Source organism: Vicinamibacterales bacterium, assembly GCA_035699745.1.
In the GTDB taxonomy this organism is placed as follows: domain Bacteria; phylum Acidobacteriota; class Vicinamibacteria; order Vicinamibacterales; family 2-12-FULL-66-21; genus JAICSD01.
Window position 1 is genome coordinate 100148 of record DASSPH010000069.1, and the last position, 21014, is coordinate 121161.

Below are 21014 nucleotides of genomic sequence, written 5' to 3' on the forward strand. Positions count from 1 at the left end.
TGAACGCCGGTGTGCACACGTCCCACCTGGCAGCGAGCCGTACGATCCACGGCTACCTGGCGCGCGCCAGGCTCGTCACCACGTCCCAGTTGAACCGCACGAAGCGGTGCAGCTCGGTCTCCAGCAGGCGCTCTTGATCGCTGTGCGCGCCGAAGCCCTTCGGCCCGTCCTCGAAGTCGGTCGCCGGGCCGATGCCGAAGCACTGGATCCCCTTGCCGCGCAGCTGTGCCATGTCGGTCGCGCCGGTGCTCATCGTCGGCACGGTGACGGTGTCGTAGACGCGCGTCATCGCCGCTTCGATCGCCTTGAACGCTTCCGAGTCCAGCCGCGCTTCCATTCCGCCCGGCCGCGTCGCCGCGACCGGGTACCTGACCTCCACGGCGGGATCGTTGACGATCTTCTTCACCTGCTCCAGGAACGCGGCCTGGTCCTCGTCTGGCAGCAGGCGCACGTCGATCGTCGCGGTCGCCTGCGACGGGATGACGTTGAAGCGGTAGCCGCCGGTGATGATGTTCGGCGACGCCGAGGTGCGCAGCATCGACGAGTGCCGCGGCTCGTGCTCGAACAGCCAGTCGTCTGCGGCCTTCTGCACGGCCGGATCGCTCGACAGCACGTCGCGATAGTACCTGGCGGTTTCCGGCGGTGAGATCTGCGCGAGCCGCTTGAAGTACGCGGCGGTCGTTTCGTTCAAGCGGATCGGCGGACGCCATTCGCCGATCCGCGCCACGGCGCCGGCGAGGTGCACGACGGGATTGGTCTTCAGCGGAACCGAACCGTGCCCGGCGACGCCGCCGGCGACGAGCTCGATCCGGCGCGGCACCTTCTCGAGCGTCTGCACGGTCGCGAACGCCACCTGGCCGCCCTTGCGCGTGACGCCGCCCCCCTCGGCGAGGCAGAACTCGGCGTCGACCTCGGCGAAGTATTCGCGGACGACGAAGTCGATGCCGACGCCGGTGCTGCCCTCTTCGCCGGCCTCGGCGAGGAAGACGACGTCGCGATCCAGCGGCACGTTGTGCTGCTTGAGGAGCAGCATGGTCATCAACGCGGCGGCGAGGTTGTCCTTGTCGTCGACGGCGCCGCGGCCGTAGATGTAGCCACCCTCGCGCGTCGCGCTGAACGGCGGATACGTCCACTTCTTCGGATCGACCGTCACCACGTCGGTGTGGCCCATGATCAGGAGCGGCCGCTTGCGCCCGCTGCCCTTCAGGCGCGCGATGACGTTCGAGCGCGCCGGGTCCTTCGCGACGATGCGCGCCGGGATCCCCGCCTTGTCGAACACGCCCTTCAAGTACTGCGCGGCGAGGTCCTCGTTGCCCGGCGGGTTGCTCGTGTCCAGGCGCAGCAGCGCCTGATAGTGACGCAGGGTCTCCTCTTCCACCGCCTTCCAGTCCGGCGCGGTGGTCTGCGCGTGCGCCGACGCGAGGATCCCGGCGAGCCCGAGCGCGGCGGCCAGCCCGGTGCGGCGTCCCATCATTTCGCGTCCTGCGGCTTGTCCTTGTCGAGGAACTTCACGCCTTCGCTCAGCCACTTCGGCGCCGGCGCTCCTTTGAGGTAGTGATCGAAGAACTCGAAGAAGCGGACGGTCAGGTCCTTGCGGTTGGCGACGCCGCGCAGCCCGTGCCCCTCGCCCGGATACGCGAGCAGCACCGCCTTCTTGTTGTTGTAGCGGAGCGCGTTGTACATCGCCAGGCCGTTGGTGAAGGGCACCGTCGGATCCGCCGCGCCGTGCATGATGAGGAACGGCGCGACCGCCTGCGGCGCGTGCGTCAGCGCCGACTCGAACATGTACATCTCGGGCTTGTCCCACGGCGAGACCCCCTCGCGCCCCTGGCTGTACAAGTAGTAGTCGAAGGCGTTGGCGCCGCTGCCGCCGGTCACGGTGTAGGACCAGCCCCAGTTCTGGTTGAAGTCGAAGAAGAGATCGGTGACGCCGGCGCCCATGCCGACGGCGGCGAACAGCTTCGAGCGCACGCCGATGAACGCCGCCCCTTCGCCGCCGTAGCTGTGCCCGGTCACGCCGATCCGCTTCGGATCGGCATAGCCCATCTCGATCACCTTTCGCGTCGCCGCCTCGACGCACTCGAGCATGTCGCTGTGCGACGCGCCGGTGCGGAACTGGATGTCGGGCAGCATCGTGATGTAGCCGCGGCTAGTGGCCTCCATCGGCGACGAACCCATGCCGGTCAGGTACGACGGCGCGTTGTAGCGATGCAGGTTCTGCGAGTTCTTCTCGTAGAAGGTCACGATCATCGGCCGCTTCTCGCCCGGCTTGTAGTCGTCGGGCAGCGCCAGGATGCCCTGCAGCCGCACGCCATCCTTGTTCTTGAAGTCGAACAGGACGCGGCGTCCCCACGCATACTCCTGCTGCTGCGGGTTGGCGTCGCTGATCTGCGTCGCGTCCTTCAGCGAGGGTCCGGAGACGCGCAGGTCCGGATACTGGACGAACGTCTGCCTGGTGAACAGGTATCGGTCCGCCTTCATCGCCTTGACCGGGTTGCTGAACGCCGCGTCGTCGTAGACCAGCTCCTTCAGCTGCCCGTTGGCCAGCTCGTAGAACCCGGCCTTCTTGGTGTATTCGCCGTAGGCGGAGAGCAGGATCGGCTTCGACACGTCGATCGTCGCGCGCGCCGCCGCGCCGCCGCCGCGCACGCCGGGGCCGAAGCTCGGCCCGGCCGGAGCGGCACCGCCGATGTTGCCGAGATTCGGCTCGAGCGGCTCGGCGCGCACGTAGCGGAAACGGATCTCTCCCTTCGCTCCCGCGCCGCCGGTCAGGTTCTTCGGAACCGAGCCGTCGAGCGGCACCTCCCACAGATCGTAGCGCTGCTGCACGATCACCGACTTCTTGTCCGCGGTGTAGCCGGTGACGCCGTAGGCCGGCTTCGGGCCCGGATGATCGAACTCGAGATCGACGAAGCTCACCGTGCCGTTGCCGAGCGGCCGCGCCGCCGTGGCGTCGAGGTCGTAGACGTGGAAGCGGTTGTCCTTCCAGTACAGGAAATGGCGGCCATCGGGCGCGATGCCGAACGTGTGGCTGCCGGTCGACGTGCTGGTGATCTGCGCCTTCAACATCAGCGTGCGCTCGCCGGTCGTGGTGTTGACGCGATAGATGTCGGCAGCCGGGCGCTTGTAGTCGTGGATGAAGCCGCGGGTGTCGCGGCCGACCGCCCACCGGCCGTCCGGCGCCACATCGAGCTCGCGCATCGTGTCGTCGGCAAGCTTGACGAACTTCCCCGAGGCGACGTCGAAAGCCTGACGGAAGGTGAAGTTGCGATCCTGTTCGGCGCGGATCATCTGCAGCGACTGGACCCGCTCGTCGGCGGTGTTCCACACGTCGACGTTCGCGAGCTCGTCGGTGCCGCGCCGCGGTGCGGTGTCGGGTGCGGGCACCTGCGGCTTGGCGCCGAAGAACACCCGCTTCCTGTCGTCGCTCCAGTCGAGCGCGGCGCGATCGCTGATCACCCAGTCTTTGGGAAAGCCGGCCGCCTTCCCGGCGTCGAGCACGGCCGGCGCGGCCTCGGGATCCGACAGCGCGGCCGGAACGTTCGCGAACGCCAGGATCACGTTGGCGCGCTCGCGCATCTTCTCCACGTCCGTGCCCTTCAGCACCGCCAGCGCCGTCCCGTCGTCGCTCCACGCCAGCCGGTTGTAGACCCGCGCGTCGTTGTCGAGCGTGACCATCCGGTTGGTCTTCAGCTCGACGACGAAGAGGCCGTTTCCGTCCTTGACGCTGGCGTCGACCGTGTAGGCGAGCAGATCGCCGGCCTTGTTGAACGCGATGTCGCCGACGCTGCCCAACAGCTGGTCGCGGCCGGTCACGAGGTTGTGCAGGATGACGTCCGTCCCGCGCGGGCCGGTCGCTGCCGGCGCGCCGCCGCCGCGGCCGGTCCCTTCGCCGCCGCCGGGCGCCGGGGTGTCCCCGCCGCCCGCACCGCGTCCCGCCGCGCCGTTTGCCGCCGTCGCCGGCTTGCGCTTCAGAATGAGATGCGTCGCGGCGGGCGAGAACGCAAAGCCCTGAATGTCCTGCCACGACTTGATCGCTCCGGTCGCGAGGTTTCGCAGCTCCACGCGCGTCGGCTGCGCGGGCGGCGTCGCGCCGCGGCCCTGTGCCGCCGGCTGCGCACCCGGCGCTGGCTGGGACGGTGTCTGCGGCTGCGGTTGCGCCGGTGGAGTGGCCGGAGACGTCGCCGGCGGCTGCGCCGGTGTGGCGGGCGGCTGTGCCGGCGACGTCGGCGGATTCTGGCCGGGAGGCGTGGGGCCCTGCGCCGGATTCGCCGGCGGAGCCACACCCGGCGCTCCCGGCGGCACCGCGGTGTCGCCGCCTGGAGACGGCTCGGTGGCCGGCGCGTTCGCGCCGCGGCCGCGGCCGCCGCGTCCGCCCGTCGGATCGACCTGATACGCGATCCATTTCGAGTCCGGCGAGAACACGCCTCCGCTCCCGTTCGGCACTTCGGTGTGCTGGTTCGTCTCGACGCGGACGATGTGGAGCGCGGGACGGGATTCGGCGGCAACGGTGTTGGTCAGCGCCTGGCCGTAGCTGACCCAGTTGCCGTCGCCGGAGATCTCCTGGCCGCTGATGGTGCGCCACTTCGGGTAGTCGGCGACGCTCAGCACCTTCCTGGCCGGCGCCTGCGCCGACGGCAGGGCGTAGGCGGCAAGGGATGCGGCGAGTGCGAAGGCGAGCGTGGCGTGCGTGCCGCGGCGGCGGGCGATCGGGGGGTGGTGTTTCACGGAAACTCCTGTTAACGGGTGCACGGATATTACACAATGCCGGCGCGGGGATGACAGCCGTACCGCAGACCAGTTCATGGACCTGTCCCACCTGCCGGAGGATGGTCGCGACTCCGTTCTGCCCGGAGTGCGGCGAGAGGCCGCTGTCGCCGCGCGAACTGACGCTCCACGGTCTCGCCTCGGAAGCCTTCGCCGCCATGACGGACATCGACGGACGGCTGCTGAACAGCCTGCGCTGTCTCCTGCTGCGTCCCGGCGCGCTGACGGTGTCGTTCTTCGAGGGGCGGCGCAAGCCGTACATCGGGCCGATCGCGCTGTTCCTCGTCGCGAACGTGCTGTTCTTCGCGACCGAGTCGCTCACCGGCGGCCTGGTGTTCTCCACCACGCTGGATTCGCACCTGCACTCGCAGCCGTGGAGCGGCCTCGCCCAGCCGCTCGTGGCCCGCCGGCTCGCCGCCCTGGACCTCTCTCTGGAGGTCTACGCGCCGCGCTTCGACGGCGCGGTGGCGCTGCACGCGCGTTCGCTGGTGCTCGGCATGGCGGCCGTGTTCACGCTGCTCGTCGCGGTGGTGTTCCGCCGCAGCCGCCGGCCGTTCGCGGTGCACGCGGCGTTCTCGCTGCACCTTTACGCGTTCCTGCTGCTGATCATGTGCGCCGGCGTCGCGCTCCCGGCCGGCGGCCTGCCCTTCGGCTACGCGCGATCCACGTCGCCGGCCGTCGACGCCGTCCTGTCGGTGTCGCTGCTGATTGCCTGCGGCGCGTATCTGTTCGTGGCGATCGGAACCGTTTACCGCTCGCAAGGGTACACACGCCTCGTGACGGCGATCGGACTCACCGCGGGTGCCGCCGCCATCGTGCTCGCCTACCGCTTCGGACTGATGCTTCTCACGTTGTACACGGCCTGAGTCCCGCCGGCGTCGGCGTTCCGGTCGCGAACGCGTTTAGCGGCAGGCCTGTGCGCGCGGCGGGAGGTGGTCTAGGATCGTCCGCCATGAGCCACCCGCGATTCAGCGCTGTCACCGGAACCACGATTGCTCTGTTCCTGCTGCTCGTCTTCCCGGGCGCCGGGCGGGCAACGCAGAGCGCGCACTACTTCCCGCCGGCAGGGACGTGGGCCGGCAAGACTCCCGCGGAACTCGGGCTCGATCCCGCCAGGCTGACCGAGGCGATCGCGTATGCGACGTCGCACGAAACCAACCGGCCCGTCGATCTCTCGGATCAGGAGAAGATCTTCGGATCGCTGCTCGGCTCGATGCCGACCAGGCGCGCCGCCACCAACGGGGTCATCATCTACAAGGGGTTCGTCGCGGCGGAGTTCGGCGATACGACGTGGGTCGATCCCACCTATTCCGTGGCGAAGAGCATGCTCTCGAGCGTCGCCGCGATTGCCGTCCGCGACGGCCGCATCGCCAGTCTCGACGCGCCCGTCGGCGCCTCCATCAAGGACGGCGGCTATGACTCGCCGCAGAACGCCCCGATCACCTGGAAGATGCACCTCCACCAGGAAAGCGAGTGGGAAGGGAGCATGTGGGGCAAGGCGCACGATTTCGTCGGCGCCGCCGCCTTCGGCGATGGTCAGCGGAAGCCGCGTCCGCTCGACAAACCCGGCACGCGCTACGAATACAACGACGTCCGCATCAACCGGTTCGCGCTGTCACTCCTGCGGACGTTCGCGAAGCCGGTGCCGGAAGTGTTTCGCGACGAGATCATGGATCCGATCGGCGGATCCAACGCGTGGAAATGGATCCCGTACCACAACAGCTACGTGGAGATCGACGGACGCCGAATGCCGTCGGTCAGCGGCGGCACGCGGTGGGGCGGCGGGATGTGGATCGACTCCTGGGACATGGCGCGCTTCGGCTACTTGTGGCTGCGCGGCGGAAAGTGGGGAGACCGGCAGATCCTCCCGCCGGCGTACGTGAAGGCGGCGCTCACTCCGAGCGCGCACGGCCCCGACTACGGCTACCTGTGGTGGCTGAACACGCAGGGGAAGAACTATCCAGGGCTGCCGGCGACGGTGTATGGCGCACGCGGCGCCGGCAGCAACACCATTCTCATCTCACCCGAGCACGACCTGGTCGTCGTCTGGCGGTGGCACGCGGGGAACGAGGCGGAGCTCGCCAGGCGGATCATCGCGGCGATCCGCTAGGAGCCTGACAGGCGGCAGGGCGCTCGCCACACCGCAACGCCGTCAGCGCGCCCGGCGTCTACTGCTTGCGGGACAGGTAGTCCACCAGCAGCAGACTCATCGTCTTGATGCCGACGGGGATCGCGCCGTCGTCGACCAGGAAGGTCGGCGTGTGGTGATCGCCGGTCGTGGTGCCGGGCTTGACCTGGCCGAGCCGGAAGTAGAAGCCCGGGACTTCGTTCGAGAAGAACGAGAAGTCCTCCGAGCCCATCGCCGGCGGAATCCGCGAGACGTTGCCCTTGCCCACCGCCCGCTCCAGCGACGGCACCGCATCCCGCGTCAGTTGCACGTGATTGATCGTGGCGGGCGCGCCGCGCTCGTACCGAACGACCTCGCCGGTCGCGCCGGCGGCTTCGGTGATCCCTTTGAGAATGGCGCGCAGCCGTGCTTCCGCGAGCTGGCTCATCTCCGATCGGAACGTACGGATCGTTCCCGACAGCGTGACCTCGGCCGGAATGATGTTGTGCCGCTGGCCGCCGTGAATCGTTCCGACGGTGACGACGCCCGGCTCGTGCCCGGAGAACGTGCGCGAGCGGATGGTCTGCAGCGCCTCCACGAACTGCGCGGCGACGACGATCGGATCGATCGACAGTTCGGGGCGGGCGCCGTGCGACTGGCGCCCGACGATCTTCACTTCCCAGGTGTCGGCGGCGGAAAGCGCCGGGCCTTCCGAGTAGCCGAGCTGCCCGACCTCCATCTCCGAGAAGGCGTGCAATCCGAAGATCGCCTGCGGACGCGGATTCTGCAGCACGCCTTCCTTCACCATGAGCGAGGCGCCGCCTTCTTCGCCGGGCGGCGGCCCTTCTTCGGCCGGCTGGAAGATGAACTTCACGGTTCCCGGCAGCGTCGCTTTCATCGCGTTCAGCACGCTGGCGACGCCGAGCTGCACGGCGGTGTGGATGTCGTGCCCGCAGGCGTGCATGACGCCCGTGTCCTGGCCCAGATAGGTGGCCCGCACCTTGGAGGCGTAGGGCAGGTTCGTGGCTTCCGTCACCGGCAGCGCGTCCATGTCGGCGCGGACGGCGACGACCGGTCCGGGCAGTCCCCCCTTCAGGAGCGCGACGACGCCGTGGCGGGCGACGCCGGTGCGCACCTCGAGTCCGAGCTTCTTCAGGTAGTCCGCGACCAGCGCCGCCGTCTTCTCCTCGCGGTTGGACAGCTCCGGGTATTGGTGCAGCTGGTGGCGGATCCCGGTGACCGCCGGGGTGACCCTGGCGGTTTCCTGCTCGATGCGCGCGAGCGGGTCCTGCGCCAGGAGCGCCGCACCGGACAGACAGGCGAGGAGGAGGGCGCACGTGGTGGTCTTCATCGCCGGGATTATACGGTCCGGCGGGCGTAGACTAGCCGCATGATGCGCGCGTGCTCGTGGTCGCTGCTGCTGTGGCTCGGCGCGGTTGCCTCGCTCGTCGGTCAGGCGCCGGCCAGAACGCCGCCGGCCGCGACCGTCGTCCTCGAGGTGGTCGCGCACGATCGACGCGGCATGCCGGTGATGGATCTGAAGCCGGGCGAGGTGGAGGTGTGGATCGGGCATTTCCGCGTGCCGATCGAGACCTTCACGGTGGTCCAGCCGGGGGCGGACGAGCGCGCCGGACGGCTGTTCATCCTGATTCTCGACGACGTCTCGGTGCCGCTGCCGGTGATGCCGCGGGTGAAGGAAGCCGCGCACCACTTCGTCGCCGGCATGCGTCCCGGCGATCAGATGGCGGTGGTGATGCTCAGCGATCCCGCGCTCGAGATGACGGGCGACGTGGCGAAGCTGCGGAGCGCGATCGATCGCTACACCGTCCGCGCGACCGGGCTGATGCGCGGCGACCAGCTGGGCGCGCAGGTGCTCAACACGATCGGTGGCGCGGCCCAGTCGCTGATCGAGGCGGGCGGCGGGCGCAAGACGATCGTCGGCATCGGGTCGGGCTGGCTGCTCGACCGGCCGATTCCGCCGCCGGGCAGCGGCTTCGATCTGCTGCAGGAATGGATCGGCGCGATGCGGGCGATGTCGCGGACCGGCAGCGTGTTCTACGCGATCGATCCCGGCGGGCTGGACATGCGGCGGCGCGCCGATGGCGGCGACACCGGCTTCGCGCGCGAGACCGGCGGGCTGGGATTCCTCGCGACGAACGATCTCAAGGGCGCGGCCGACCGCATCCTGCGGGAGTCGGCCAGCTACTACTCGCTGCGCGTCGCGAGCCCGCCGGTGGGCGGCAGCGACGGCCTGCGCGAGGTGGAGCTGAAGGTGACCCGCCGCGACGTCACCGTCCGCGCCCGCCGCGCCGTCCACGCCGTCCAGTGACGCTGTCTCCGCCCGTCGCCGAAAAATGGGGACAGTCCCCTTTTTCGGGGGCGGCAATGTTGGCGGGCGGTGGGTGCGCGAGAGGCGCCTGGACTGAGCGAATCTCCGCCTCCGCGGCCGCTGAAGCGTCAACCGGGGTTGGCGGAAAAAAGGGGACTGTCCCCTTTAGCGGGTGACGGCTTTGGGGACGCCGTCGGGATCCATCATCGGCGGCGGATGGATGTCGAAGGCGTCCGCCAGGCGCACGAACATCGCGAACAGCGCGCCGATGTACACCGCCTCGGCGATCTGCGGATCCGTCCACCCGGCGTCCCGCAGGCCCTGGACCTGCCCGTCGGTGATCTTGTACGCGTGTCTGGTCAGCGTCTCGATGAACTGCAGCAGGAGACGCTCCGCCGGCGTCACCGGCGCACGATCGAGGTCGCCGTCACGCAGCGCTTTCGCGGTTTCGCTGAACTGCTCGCCCTGCAACTGCAGGAACCATGCGTGGCTGCTCAGTCAATAGTGGCACTTGTTCAGCGCCGCGACGTACGACGCGATCATCTCGTGCTGCGCCCGGCTCAGCGCGCCGTCCGAGAAGTGCACGCGCGAGGCGTCCATGATCGCCGACAGCAAATCCGGCCGGTGCCCCATCGTCATCAGGATGTGCGGCACGAACTCGCGCTTGATGCCGCTGGCCGCGCCCGACCGCGCCAGCTCGAATACTCTGGCCGTCTCCCCCGTCGCGTCGGCTTCTTCGACCCACTTGATACGCGGCATCCGTTCCTCCAGCTAGCGGACCGCAGCGGCAGCGATCTCGCGCGGACTCAGTTCAGCGGCGGTGATCCGGGCGCGCGGCATCAGAAACCCGCCGCGCCCGTCGTGAACGATGACTTCTCCCCGGAACATGCTGCCGGCGGTGCGCAGATCGCCGGCGCGGCGCAGCCCGGGAATGTAGAGGCGCTCGACGAACGCCGCGTCGCTCGACGTGTTGAAGCCGTCGACGTCCACGATGGTGCGCGCGATCGGCGCCATCGCGCCGGCGAGCAGCGCGGGCAGCGCCGCCTCGCCGGCCGCGACCAGGGTGGCGCCCGGCGACCGACGCATGGCGGTGACGATGTCGAGCACGCGCTGGCTGGCGGCGGTTCGATTGTAGGTGTCGAAGTGGCGGATCTTCGCCGCGGCGGCCTCGTCGAACGGCGTGAACGTCACCGGGCGCGCCTCGACGCCGCGGCTCCGCAACGCGGCCACCACCGCCGGGGACACATCGGCGACGACGGCGACGCGCCTGGACCGCCCGGCCGGTTCCGCGGGGCGGCGGAAATCACGTGTCGCCTCGTCCGCGTCCGCGCCAAATCCCAGCACGTGCCGCAGCGCGGAGCGCAGCTGCGCGTCGATCGACATCGCGCGGGGCGCGAGGGCGAGCTGCGCGGTTGCCGCCTCGATCCACTGCTCGACGATCCGGCCGGCGTTCAGCTCGTTCTCGGGGCGGGTGCGGCCGTAGAACACCAGCAGATCGGCGAGCGGATCGGGACTGAACGACTTCTCCGGGCGGGTGGCGCCGGCAGGCGCATTCTGGAGCCACCGCGCCATCCACGCGTACATCGCCTCGCGGCTGTCCTTGTTGTAGTTGTGCTCGGCTTCGAAGCGGACCGCGTGGACCTTCGATTCCGCGCCGAACAGCGCGTAGGCGCGCCGCATCGCGGGGAACTCGCGCTCGAGCGTCTCCTTCGTCCAGTCGCCGGTGGCCGAGACCATCAGCAGCGGACGCGGCGCAATCGTCGCGGCGATCTCGACGTTGTTCGTGTCGAGACGCAGGCCGGGCATGTTCTCGCACAGACACCCGCCCTGCATCTGCAGCGAGATCATGTTGACCGGCGCCGCCACCGCGACGCGGTCGTCCACCGCGCCGAGCAGAAACGTCTGCGTGCCGCCGCCGGATTCGCCGGTGACGCCGAATCCGTCGCGCCGCACGTAGGGCAGCGTCTCGAGAAAGTCGAGCGCACGGATCCCGTTCCACAGCTGCAGGCCGCCAAGCGAGAGACCCCACAGGCTCTCGCGCGGCCCGCCGAACGTGTGCGTCAGCTGACGGCTGTCGTTGTAGCCGATCATGTCGTGGGTGAACACGACGAACCCCTGCCGCGCGAGGCCGATCGCCCGCCCCGGACCCGAGTTGATCGCGGTGTGCTCGAGCCGCCCGTTGGTCCAGTGTCCATGCGGCGAGAGGACGGCCGGGAAGGGACCGGCGCCGACCGGCCGATACAGATTGCCGGTGACGAAGAAGCCGGGCAGGCTCTCGAAGTACACCCGCTCGACGATGTAGTCGGCGTGCCGCACGGCGCCGAACACGACAGGGTTCAGCGGCGTCCGCGCCGGCATCGGCAGCAGGCCCGCGGACGCGAGCACGTGCTCGCGGAGATATGTCGCGCGCGCCGCCCACGCCTCGCGCGACGCGAACGGCGGCGGATCGAACCGGTCGTTCAGCGTTCGATACTGCGGGACGGCCTGCGGCGCCGCGGCAACGGTCGCCGCGAACACGATCGGCGCGATCGCCAGCCGCAGCGCTACCGCACGCATTCGTACCAGTCCTCGTGAAGCGAGAAGCCGCCGCAGCGGAGGCACGACGTCCACTTCCACTGGTGCGCGCAGCCCGGGCAGCGGCCCCTGGTGCTGAACGTATTCCACGTCGTCCCGCACCACTCGAACGGCGGCTCGGGCGTGCCTTCGGCGTAACAGCACCACCGCGAGGACGGGCCCGGCGTCCAGTCGCAGAGCGGACAGCGGATCCGCTCGGCCGCCTCGCCGTCATCGTCTTTCGGCGTGCTGAAGACCTTCTGTTCCCACAAGGGGGCTGGCCGCTTCAAGAGCGCAAGCATGGGTTTCCCCCCACTCTAGCCAGACCCGCGTACAAAGAAAAGAGGCGGCCGATCCCACAGGATCGCCGCCTCGAACTGGACGCTGGCAGCCGGCCCCGGAAGCCGGCGGCCGCCGCTACGCCGCCTCTTCGACCGGCAGCGGCTGACGGACCTTCGCCACCTTCAGATCGCTGACGATGCCAGCCGCGCTCAGCAGCTTCAGCGTGATCCACGAGATGTCGAACTCGTACCACGCGAGACCGTGGCGCGCGGAAACCGGATGGGCGTGGTGGTTGTTGTGCCAGCCCTCGCCGAAGGTGAGAAGGGCGACCCACCAGCTGTTGCGCGAGTCGTCGCGGGTCTCGAACCGGCGCGAACCCCACATGTGCGTGGCGGAGTTCACCAGCCAGGTGGCGTGCAGCCCGACGACGACGCGCAGGAAGATGCCCCAGAGCACCATGCCCCAGCCGCCGACGGCCAGGAGAATGAAGCCGAGCGCCGTCAGCGGCACCCAGTGATACGTGTTCAGCCAGCGGTAGAACTGATCCCGGCCGAGGTCGGGCGCGTAGCGCCCCATCAGCTCCGTATTGTTGTGATGGGTATCGCCGAACAGGATCCAGCCCATGTGGGCCCAGAACCCGCCGTCGCGGGGCGAGTGCGGATCCCCGGCATGGTCCGAGAGCTGGTGATGCTGCCGGTGCGTCGCGACCCAGAAGATCGGCCCTCCCTCGAGCGTGAGCGTGCCGCACAGCGCGAGGAAGTACTCGAACGTCCGCGACGTCTTGAAGCCCCGGTGCGTGTGCAGCCGGTGATACCCCAGGCTGATGCCGAAGCCGACCGCGAACCAGTGCAGCGCGATCGCGACCAGCAGGTTCTGCCACGAGAAGAACCAGAACGCGGCGACGGCGAGGACGTGGAACGCCACCATGAACCCGGCGGTGATCCAGTTCACGTTGGTGAGGGTATAGGCGGACTTGACTGCGGCGCGAAGTGTCGTCAACGGGGCTCCTGCAAGTAAGGTGAGCCCCCACGATAGCAAGAGGAAACCCCGCAGATTGTAAGACTTATGTACCGGCGGCGGGCGCACACTTCCGGCGACGGATCTGTCGCCGGAAGTGCAGATTTGGCGTGAAGATCCGCGCACTCAGCCGTGCTTGCGCTCGAACTCCCGCATGAAGGCCACCAGGGCGTCGACGCCGGCCTCGGGGAACGCGTTGTAGATGGAGGCGCGCATGCCGCCGACCGACCGGTGACCCTTCAGGCCGTCGAGCCCGGCCGCAGCCGCCTCCTTGGCGAACGTCTTTTCCAGCTCCTCGCTGGGCAGCCGGAAGGTCACGTTCATCCGCGATCGGCAGTCGGCGTGGGCATGCCCGCGGTAAAAGCCGGTGCGATCGATTTCCGCGTAGAGCGTCGCCGCCTTGCGGTCGTTGGCGGCCCCCATCGCCTCGAGGCCGCCGTTCTTCAGCAGCCACGTCATCACCAGGCGCATCACATAGATCGGGAAGACCGGCGGCGTGTTGTAGAGCGACTGGTTCTCGGCGTGGACCTTGTAGCTGAGCATCGTGTGCAGCGTCGCCGCCGACCGCTCCAGCAGATCCTCGCGGATGATCGCCAGCGTGACGCCTGCGGGCGCGAGGTTCTTCTGCGCACCGGCATAGATGAGCCCGTGCTTCGCGACCTCGATCGGACGGCTGAAGATGTCCGACGACATGTCGGAGACGAGCGGCACGGCGCCGGTGTCCGGCAGCCAGTGGAACTCGGTCCCGAAGATCGTGTTGTTCGACGTCATGTGGACGTAGGCGGCGGAGGGATCGAGCGTCAACTCGTCCTGCCGCGGCAGCCGCGTGAAGTTCTCGGCCTCCGTCGACGCGGCAATCTTCACCGTGCCGACCTTCCTCGCTTCCTTGACCGCCTTCTGCCCCCACACCCCGGTGACGATGTAGTCCGCCGATCCGCCGGCGGGCATCAGATTCATCGGCACCATCGAGAACTGCAGGCTGGCGCCCCCCTGGAGGAAGAGGATCTTGTAGTTCGCCGGGATCTTCGCCAGGGTGCGCATGTCGGCCTCGCAGCCCTGGATGATGTCTTCGAACGTCCGCGAGCGATGCGAGATCTCGAGCACCGACATGCCGACGCCGGGCAGCGCCACGAGATCCCGCTGCGCCTGTTCGAGGACCTCGAGGGGCAGGACCGCCGGCCCTGCAGAAAAGTTGAATATCCGCGTGGTCGTAGAACTCGAGGCCATGTGTTCACTGTCCTTTCACGAGGGTCTCGGCTAGAGCGTCACCAGCTGGAGATCCAGCACGTCGCTGTTCTCGCTCTTGATCTTGTCACACAGCGAGACCGGCGGCTCGCCGTCCAGATTGATCCGCGCGACGGCGGCGTGCGCCCCCTCGAAGACGATGTTCTCCGTTTCCTGCACGTTCAGGTTCCCCTGCCGCAGGTGGTGGAAGACGTGCGCGAGAACGCCCGGCCGGTCGCGGTGCCGCACGACGAGCATGTGCGTGGCGGGGGTGCGCCGCGCGAGATTGACCACGTTCGGCACGCGGCCGGTGTCCTTGTAGCTGCGGATGATCCGCACCGTCTCCGCGGCAATCGCCTCCTGCGCCTGATCGGTCGACGCGCCGATGTGATGGGTTCCGTAGACGCCCGGCAGATCGATCAGCGGATCGCTGAACGGCGCCGAGGCGGCCGCCGGTTCGTTGGCATAGACGTCGAGCCCGACGCGCAGCCCGCGCTCGCGCACCGCGTGCGCCAGCGCCGGGTAATCGACGACCTCGCCGCGCGCCGTGTTGACGAAGATGGCCTTCGGCTTCATCCGCGAGAGCAGAGCGGCGTTCACCATCCCCCTGGTGTCGGGTGACAACGCGACGTGGACGCTGACGACGTCCGCGCCGGCGACCGCCTCGGCCGGCGTCGGCGCGAGCTGGATGGCAATCGATCGCAGCACGCTCTCGACGCCGAGCTCGCGCGCCTCGAGATCGGTCAGCGGGCGGCGCTCCCCGGCGAACCGCCGGCTCCAGATCACGACCGGCATTCCGAAGCCCGCCGCGCGCCGGATCATCTCCCGGCCGATGCTCCCGACGCCGAGGAGTGCCAGCGTCCGGCCGTAGAGACCGTCCGCCCTGGAGAATTCCTTCTTGTTCCAGCGGCCGGCGCGCAGCTCCGCCACGTTCTCGGGGATGCGGCGGTCGAGCGCGAGGATCAGCGCGAACGCGAGCTCGGCGACGGCGATCGCGTTCCTGCCCGGACAGTTCGAGACGTAGATGCCGCGCGAAGACGCCGCCGCGAGATCGATCGTGTTGTAGCCGGCGCCGGCACGGACGACGAGCGACAGCCGTCCGGCATCCAGCATCTCCGCCGTCACCCTGGTGCCGCGCACGACGAGGACGCCGGCGCCGCTCGACCCGATCGCCGCGGTCAACGACGCGTCCTGCAAATCGGGCTCGTAGATGACGCGGCAGCCCGCGGCCGCCAGGCCGTCGAGGCCGCTCTTCTCGAATTTGTCGGCGACGAGCACGGTCATCTTCGGCTCAGATCGTGTGAATCAGCAGCCCGTCGCGCAGCTTCGGCTCGAACCACGTGGACTTCGGCGGCATGATGCCTCCCTCGTCCGAGATCGACATCAGATCGTCGATCGTCACCGGATGCAACGAGAACGCGACCGCGGCCCGCCCGCCCGCCACCGCCTGTTCGAGCGCCGCCGTTCCGCGCGCGCCGCCGACGAAATCGATCCGCTTGTCCGTGCGCACGTCGCCGATCTTCAGGAGCGGTCCGAGCACGTGATGCTGCAGCTTCGCGACGTCGAGCGCCGCGGCCCGGGATCCGTCTTCCGGCGCCGCCTTCGAGAGATCGAGCGCGTACCACCTGCCCGCCAGGAACATCGAGACCTCTCCCTTGCCCGCCGGCCGCGCGACACCGTCGCGCACCGGGACCACGCGGCGCAGCGCGTCCAGGAACCCGCCCGGCGTCTGTCCGGCGAGATCCCTGACGGTCCGGTTGTAGGGAAGGATCTGCATCTGCTCGTCGGGAAAGGCGACGGCGATGAAGGTGTCCGCCTGCCCGGCGTCGCCGCGGCCGTGCAGCTCCTGCCGGGCCCGCGCCGCGCTCGCCGCGCGATGGTGCCCATCGGCAATGTACAGCGCCGGAATCGCGGCAAAGGCATCCACCAGCGCAGTGGCCTCTTTCGCCGGCACGCGCCAGATGGTGTGATGGACGTCGTCCTCGGCGCGGAAATCGTAGAGAGGCTCGCCTGCGGTGACGGCGCGCGCCAGCCGATCGACTGCGGGCGAGGCCTTGTAAGTGAGGAACACGACGCCGGTCTGCGCCCGCAGCTCGATGATGTGACGCGTCCGATCGTCTTCCTTGTCGGGACGGGTGCGCTCGTGCTTCTTGATCGCGTCCTGCTCGTACTCGTCCACGGAAAAGCAGCCGGCGATCCCGGTCTGCTCGTGGCTGCCCATGCGAAGCCGGTAGAAATACAGCGACGGCTCATCCTCCTCGACGAGCGGCGCCGCGCGGCGCAGCGCCTCGAGATTCGCCTTCGCCCTCGCGTAGACTTCGGGCGCGTACGGATCGGCGCCGGCCGGCAGATCGATTTCGGAGCGGGTGACGTGCAGGAAGCTGAGCGGATTCCTCGAGGCGAGCGCTCGCGCCTCTTCGGTGCTCACGACGTCGTACGGAACGGATGACACGGCGGGCGCGGCGTTGCGCGCCGGCCGCAACGCCCGGAACGGATGCAGAGCAGACACCCGACTATTTTATGAGATCGAGATGCGCGCCGTTCGCGCGGGGATCAGCGTGCGGCTCGGACGATGTCGGCCCTTGGCGCCGGAGAGGCGGCGGCGAGCAGGGTCGCGCGCATCCGCGCCAGCGCGTCCGCCCGCGACGCGGTGAACCGCGCGAGATGGGCGGCGGGAATCGGTTCGCCGGGCGCCTGGCGCGCATGAACGGACACCGGGTTCACGAACGCGCCGCCGCGCTTGAGACGGTAGTCGAGGTGCGGACCGGTGGCCGTGCCGGTGCTGCCGACGCGGCCGATCAGCTGTCCCTGCGAGACCCGCGCGCCGGCGCGGATTCCCGGACCGAAGGACGACAGGTGCAGGTAATAGGTCTCGAAGCCGCCGGGGTGCCGCAACTGGACGGTGTTGCCGCCCCCTCCCGAATAGCGCGCCGAGACGACGACGCCGTTGGCCACCGCGAGCACCGCCGACCCGGCCGGCGCGCCGTAATCGACCCCGAGATGCGCGCGATACACCTTGTCGACCGGATGGAAGCGGCGCATCGAGAACCGTGACGTGATGCGCGGCTCGAATTTCAGCGGCGACTTGAGGAAGAAGCGTTTGAGCGATCGGCCGTTCTCGTCGTAATACGCCGCCTTGCCGGTCGCCGGGTCGGTCCAGCGGAACGCCTGCATCTCGCGGCCGTCCACGGTAATCGCCGCCGCCAGCAGCGCGCCGTAATTCGAGAACGCCCCGTCGCGCGTCGCCTTCTCGAACAGGAGCTTGAAGCTGTCGCCGGGCTGCAGGTCGTTGTTGAAATCGACCTGGCCGCCGAAAATGTCCGCGAGCTCGAGCGCGAGCGCAATCGTCTCGCCGGATTCGTTGATCGCCGCGATCAGCGAGGTCGTCTCTCCCTCGAGCCGCGCGTCGATCGCCGCGATCGCCGTCTGCTTCTCGAACGGCACCACTTCCGCGGACGGCTTCTCGCGCTCGCCGCGGACGATGCGGAGGAAGCGATCGGTGTCGATCTCGTAGATGAACTCGCGCAGCAGGCCGTCGAGCGTGACCTCGATCCGGTACGGGCGTCCGGCGCGCATGCGGCGCGGATCGAACACCGCGCGGGCCGCGGCCACGGCGTCGGTGACGAGGTCCTCCGAGATGTGGTGAGCGCGAAGCAGGCTGTCCAGCGTCGCGTGCCGCGGCATCAGGGCGTCGATGCGCTCGAACTCACGCGGAAGCTGAATGTCGCCGCGCGCGATCGGCGCCCGTACGGGATCCGGGCGGGCACACGACGCCAGCGCCAGCGCTCCGCCAACCAGCACGAACCTGCACGCCTTCAGCAAGAGACGTGCAGTTTACCTGATAACGATGCGAAACAGCTCCCGCTCGAGCACGGGCTTGCGCGGTTCTTCACGGGGTTCGTGGCGAGTGGCCGCGGGACGGCGGCGCTTCGCCTTGGCCGGCGCCGGGTCGCGGGGCGGCGCGGCACGCGGCCCGCCGGCAACCGCGGGGACGACGCGCGGCGGCTCGCTCTCGCCGCCGGTCGCCACCGCCCGCACACCCGCTGGTGCGGGAGCGGCCGCGTCCTCGCGAGCCTGCGAGCCACCGGCGACGGACGGCGGCGTGGGCACGACAGGCGGGCTGTCGTGTCCCGACAACCCGACCTGCACCGTGTCGCGGGCAGGCGGCACAGGCGACGCGGACGACGACCGCCAGCCGAACGCAAACGCGGCGAGCAGAGCGACCGTCGCCGCCGCAGCGACCAGCGCCGCGCGAAGTGAATGATGCGACGGCGCGAGCGGGGCGGGAATTACCGCCAGGGCCCGCGGCCCGACCTTCACCAGCGCGGTGGTTGTCGTCACGGGACCCGCCGGGCTGGACGCGTTCTCGACGATCATCGGCCACGCAACCGACAGCACGATGCCTTCGTCGAGCCCGGCGGCGCGCGCGTAGCGGATCACCTGCGCGCGGGCTTCCGCCGTCGCCGGCCAGTCCCGCATGTACCCCCACTCGAGGTCGCGCAGGCGCCGCGACGGCACTTCCGCGACGGTCGAGAGATAGCCGAGCGACATGCCGGTCGCGCGCCGCGCGCGGCGCACGTCCGAGATGGTCAGCGAAGCGCGCGGCGCCGCATTGAACGCGCCGGTCACACGCGCGCGCTCCCACGAGCTGAACAGTGCCTGCGCCACGTCGCGCACGTCTTCCGTCGCGAAGCGGGTGAGCGCCGCGCGGAATTCGTACAAGGACGGGTACGGCGGAAGATCGATCGACCCCAGCGCTCGGGCGATCACCAGACGCAGCGGACCGCTGGCCCGGTACTCGGGCAGCGCATCGAAGCCGGGCAGCAGATTGGTCAGCAGCAGAGCCGCACGGGCGACCGCGTCGTCCCCGGTCGGGATCGGGCCTTCGACGACGAGATCTCCCTCGCGGGTTATGCGAATGATTCCGGGCGACGGGATTCCCGGGAGCACTCCTTCAATGTGTTGCGAGCAGATCGCACAGACGAGCGCGACCGCTTCCGAGGGGCGCAGCTTGATGTCCGATTCAGCCAGCTCAGCCAGCGAAACACGGTTCGACATAACGCAGTGACGAGCACTGCCATTTTCCTGCCACCGTTCGTGCGGGACTACCACGACCATGGATTTGTCTCGGGCAATGCCGTCCTCAGCAGCAATTACACGGCACCTTCATACAAGGAACGTGACGGATTTACGGCTCCATTACCCACACGCTCCAGGCGCCGCTCCGGCGGCTGTGGAACGCGACGCGGCGGCCATCAGGGGACCATGTGAACTCCTCCGCCGTCGGATCAGGGAGGATGCGCTGCATCCGCCGCGTCTCCATATCCAACAGCCAGACGCCTTCGCGATACACCTGGAAAATGATCCGTCGGCCGTCCGGAGACACGGCGGGCGTTCGCACCAATCTGTTCGATACAGGGGACTTGTAGGACGTCGTCGCGCCGGAGTGCAGGTCGAGCACGATCAGCCGAGTTTCAACGCTGTACGCGATGCGTCGTCCATCAGGAAACCATGACGCACCCCAGGCCTGCCCGACACGGTGATGCGTCCGGCGCTGCAGCTGTGACCCGTCGGGCGCGGCCGTCCAGACGTTCCACACGTTCGACGCATTCGGCTCGGCCCGTACGAACGCCAGCCGCGTTCCGTCGGGCGACCAGCTCGGCACCGCGGCATAGCCGGTGCCGCTGATGCGGACCGCGCCGCTGCCGTCGGCCGCGGCAACGAACACCGCGCGCGTGCCGTCGCGATCGGAATCGAACGCCACCCGTGCCCCGTCGGGCGACGGACGCGGATGAAAGTTGAGCCCCCGATCGCCGCCGATGCTCACGACTTCGGTGATGTCGCCGCTGCCGGCGGTGTGGGCGACCTTGAGGACGCTTGCGCCGTCGCGCTGTTCGTGAAAGTAGAGCGCCGCATTCGGACCGAACGCGGGGGAGTACGCGGATTCACGAATCACGCGCGGGGAACGGCCGAGGGCCGGCGCCGGAGAGAGCGGGTTCGCGCTCGTGCCGCGCGCGGGGTCAGGCGCCGGCTCCGGGATCGGCGCAGCCGCGGCCGGCGGGGACCCGTCCGGGACCGCGACGGATGTTTCGACCGCGGCGGGAGCGCTCTGCTGGATCCGCTGCAGGCGCGAGTCGGCCCATTGCCAGCCGGCAAGCGCGGAGAGCACGAGCAGGGCTGCGGCGCTGAGCGCCCACAGCCACGGCCGTGGGGGCGCCGGCTGCGTGCCGGCCTCGAGCGCCGCCGCCATGAACACTGGTTCGGGGCGAGGGGCCGCCGCCTGGCGCGCCGCGGCGGTCGCATCTTCCCAGGTCCTGAACAGTGCCGCCGCCGTCTCGCGCGCGTCGAGCGTGGTGAATCGCGCGAGCGCGACGGTCAAGTCCTCGAGCGATTCGAACGGCGGGAGATCGAGCGTGCGGAGCGCCCGCGCGATCAGCAGCCGCAGCGCGCCGCTCGCGCGGAACTCGGGCGCGGCATCGAATCCGGGCAGCAGCGCGTTGAGCAGCGTCGCCGCGCCTGCGACGTCGTCGTGCGACGCGCGGACGGGTCCCTCGATCGCAATCCCGCCGTCACGCAGCAGGCGGATCACGCCGGGCGAGGGAATTCCCGGAAGCACGCGCGCGAGATTCTGGCGGCAGATCTCCGAGACGATCGCGACGGCCTCCGCCGGACGCAGACGGATTTGCGCGGAGGCGAGCTCCGCCAGGGACACTCGATTGGTCATGTGCGGGTGTG

Annotated in this window: 17 protein-coding genes; 3 read left to right on the forward strand and 14 right to left on the reverse strand. The window is 69.3% G+C overall.

Annotated elements, in window-relative coordinates; all coding sequences use genetic code 11:
* Positions 1-52: 52 nt before the first annotated feature.
* The gene (locus VFK57_15875) at positions 53-1471 is read right to left on the reverse strand and encodes a M20/M25/M40 family metallo-hydrolase (GenBank protein ID HET7697191.1); all 1419 of its coding nucleotides are present in this window, start codon (positions 1469-1471) and stop codon (positions 53-55) included.
* On the reverse strand, positions 1471-4728 hold the full coding sequence (locus VFK57_15880; protein ID HET7697192.1) for a prolyl oligopeptidase family serine peptidase: 3258 nt from the start codon (positions 4726-4728) through the stop codon (positions 1471-1473). Before VFK57_15880 ends, VFK57_15875 begins: the two co-directional genes overlap by 1 nt.
* A gap of 197 nt (positions 4729-4925) precedes the next feature.
* Here VFK57_15880 and VFK57_15885 point away from each other — a divergent pair, with 197 nt between their 5' ends.
* Positions 4926-5633 (forward strand): DUF3667 domain-containing protein, encoded by a 708-nt coding sequence (locus VFK57_15885; protein HET7697193.1) that lies wholly within the window; start codon positions 4926-4928, stop codon positions 5631-5633.
* An 86-nt stretch (positions 5634-5719) separates the two neighbouring features.
* Positions 5720-6877, forward strand: a complete 1158-nt coding sequence (locus VFK57_15890; GenBank protein ID HET7697194.1) for a serine hydrolase — start codon at positions 5720-5722, stop codon at positions 6875-6877.
* Positions 6878-6935: 58 nt separating this feature from the next.
* Here VFK57_15890 and VFK57_15895 read toward each other — a convergent pair whose 3' ends face one another.
* The gene (locus tag VFK57_15895; protein HET7697195.1) at positions 6936-8225 is read right to left on the reverse strand and encodes an amidohydrolase; all 1290 of its coding nucleotides are present in this window, start codon (positions 8223-8225) and stop codon (positions 6936-6938) included.
* A 39-nt stretch (positions 8226-8264) separates the two neighbouring features.
* Between VFK57_15895 and VFK57_15900 the strand changes: the two genes are divergently transcribed.
* Positions 8265-9203, forward strand: coding sequence for a VWA domain-containing protein (locus VFK57_15900; GenBank protein ID HET7697196.1), 939 nt, complete (start codon positions 8265-8267; stop codon positions 9201-9203).
* A 165-nt stretch (positions 9204-9368) separates the two neighbouring features.
* Here VFK57_15900 and VFK57_15905 read toward each other — a convergent pair whose 3' ends face one another.
* The 11 genes from VFK57_15905 to VFK57_15955 all read right to left on the reverse strand — a co-directional run bounded on the left by VFK57_15905 (position 9369) and on the right by VFK57_15955 (position 21003).
* Positions 9369-9674 carry a hypothetical protein gene (locus VFK57_15905; GenBank protein HET7697197.1) on the reverse strand — a complete coding sequence of 102 codons (306 nt, stop codon included), beginning with the start codon at positions 9672-9674 and terminating at the stop codon, positions 9369-9371.
* A 27-nt stretch (positions 9675-9701) separates the two neighbouring features.
* Positions 9702-9962 carry a hypothetical protein gene (locus VFK57_15910; protein HET7697198.1) on the reverse strand — a complete coding sequence of 87 codons (261 nt, stop codon included), beginning with the start codon at positions 9960-9962 and terminating at the stop codon, positions 9702-9704.
* Between the two features lie 12 nt (positions 9963-9974).
* A complete protein-coding gene (locus VFK57_15915) occupies positions 9975-11759 on the reverse strand; it encodes a hypothetical protein (GenBank protein ID HET7697199.1) in 1785 nt (594 codons plus the stop codon).
* Positions 11747-12058, reverse strand: coding sequence for a hypothetical protein (locus tag VFK57_15920; protein ID HET7697200.1), 312 nt, complete (start codon positions 12056-12058; stop codon positions 11747-11749). Before VFK57_15920 ends, VFK57_15915 begins: the two co-directional genes overlap by 13 nt.
* 115 nt (positions 12059-12173) lie before the next feature.
* Positions 12174-13037 carry a fatty acid desaturase gene (locus tag VFK57_15925; protein ID HET7697201.1) on the reverse strand — a complete coding sequence of 288 codons (864 nt, stop codon included), beginning with the start codon at positions 13035-13037 and terminating at the stop codon, positions 12174-12176.
* Between the two features lie 144 nt (positions 13038-13181).
* Positions 13182-14282 (reverse strand): 3-phosphoserine/phosphohydroxythreonine transaminase, encoded by a 1101-nt coding sequence (serC, locus tag VFK57_15930; GenBank protein ID HET7697202.1) that lies wholly within the window; start codon positions 14280-14282, stop codon positions 13182-13184.
* A 30-nt stretch (positions 14283-14312) separates the two neighbouring features.
* Entirely contained in the window at positions 14313-15563 is a 1251-nt protein-coding gene (locus tag VFK57_15935; protein HET7697203.1) for an NAD(P)-dependent oxidoreductase, read from the reverse strand.
* 7 nt (positions 15564-15570) lie between these two features.
* Complete coding sequence (locus tag VFK57_15940) at positions 15571-16788, reverse strand: DUF1015 family protein (protein HET7697204.1); 1218 nt, start codon at positions 16786-16788, stop codon at positions 15571-15573.
* A gap of 44 nt (positions 16789-16832) precedes the next feature.
* The gene (locus VFK57_15945) at positions 16833-18101 is read right to left on the reverse strand and encodes a M23 family metallopeptidase (protein ID HET7697205.1); all 1269 of its coding nucleotides are present in this window, start codon (positions 18099-18101) and stop codon (positions 16833-16835) included.
* A 12-nt stretch (positions 18102-18113) separates the two neighbouring features.
* Positions 18114-19229, reverse strand: a complete 1116-nt coding sequence (locus VFK57_15950; GenBank protein HET7697206.1) for a hypothetical protein — start codon at positions 19227-19229, stop codon at positions 18114-18116.
* 238 nt (positions 19230-19467) lie between these two features.
* On the reverse strand, positions 19468-21003 hold the full coding sequence (locus VFK57_15955) for a hypothetical protein (protein HET7697207.1): 1536 nt from the start codon (positions 21001-21003) through the stop codon (positions 19468-19470).
* Positions 21004-21014: the final 11 nt, after the last annotated feature.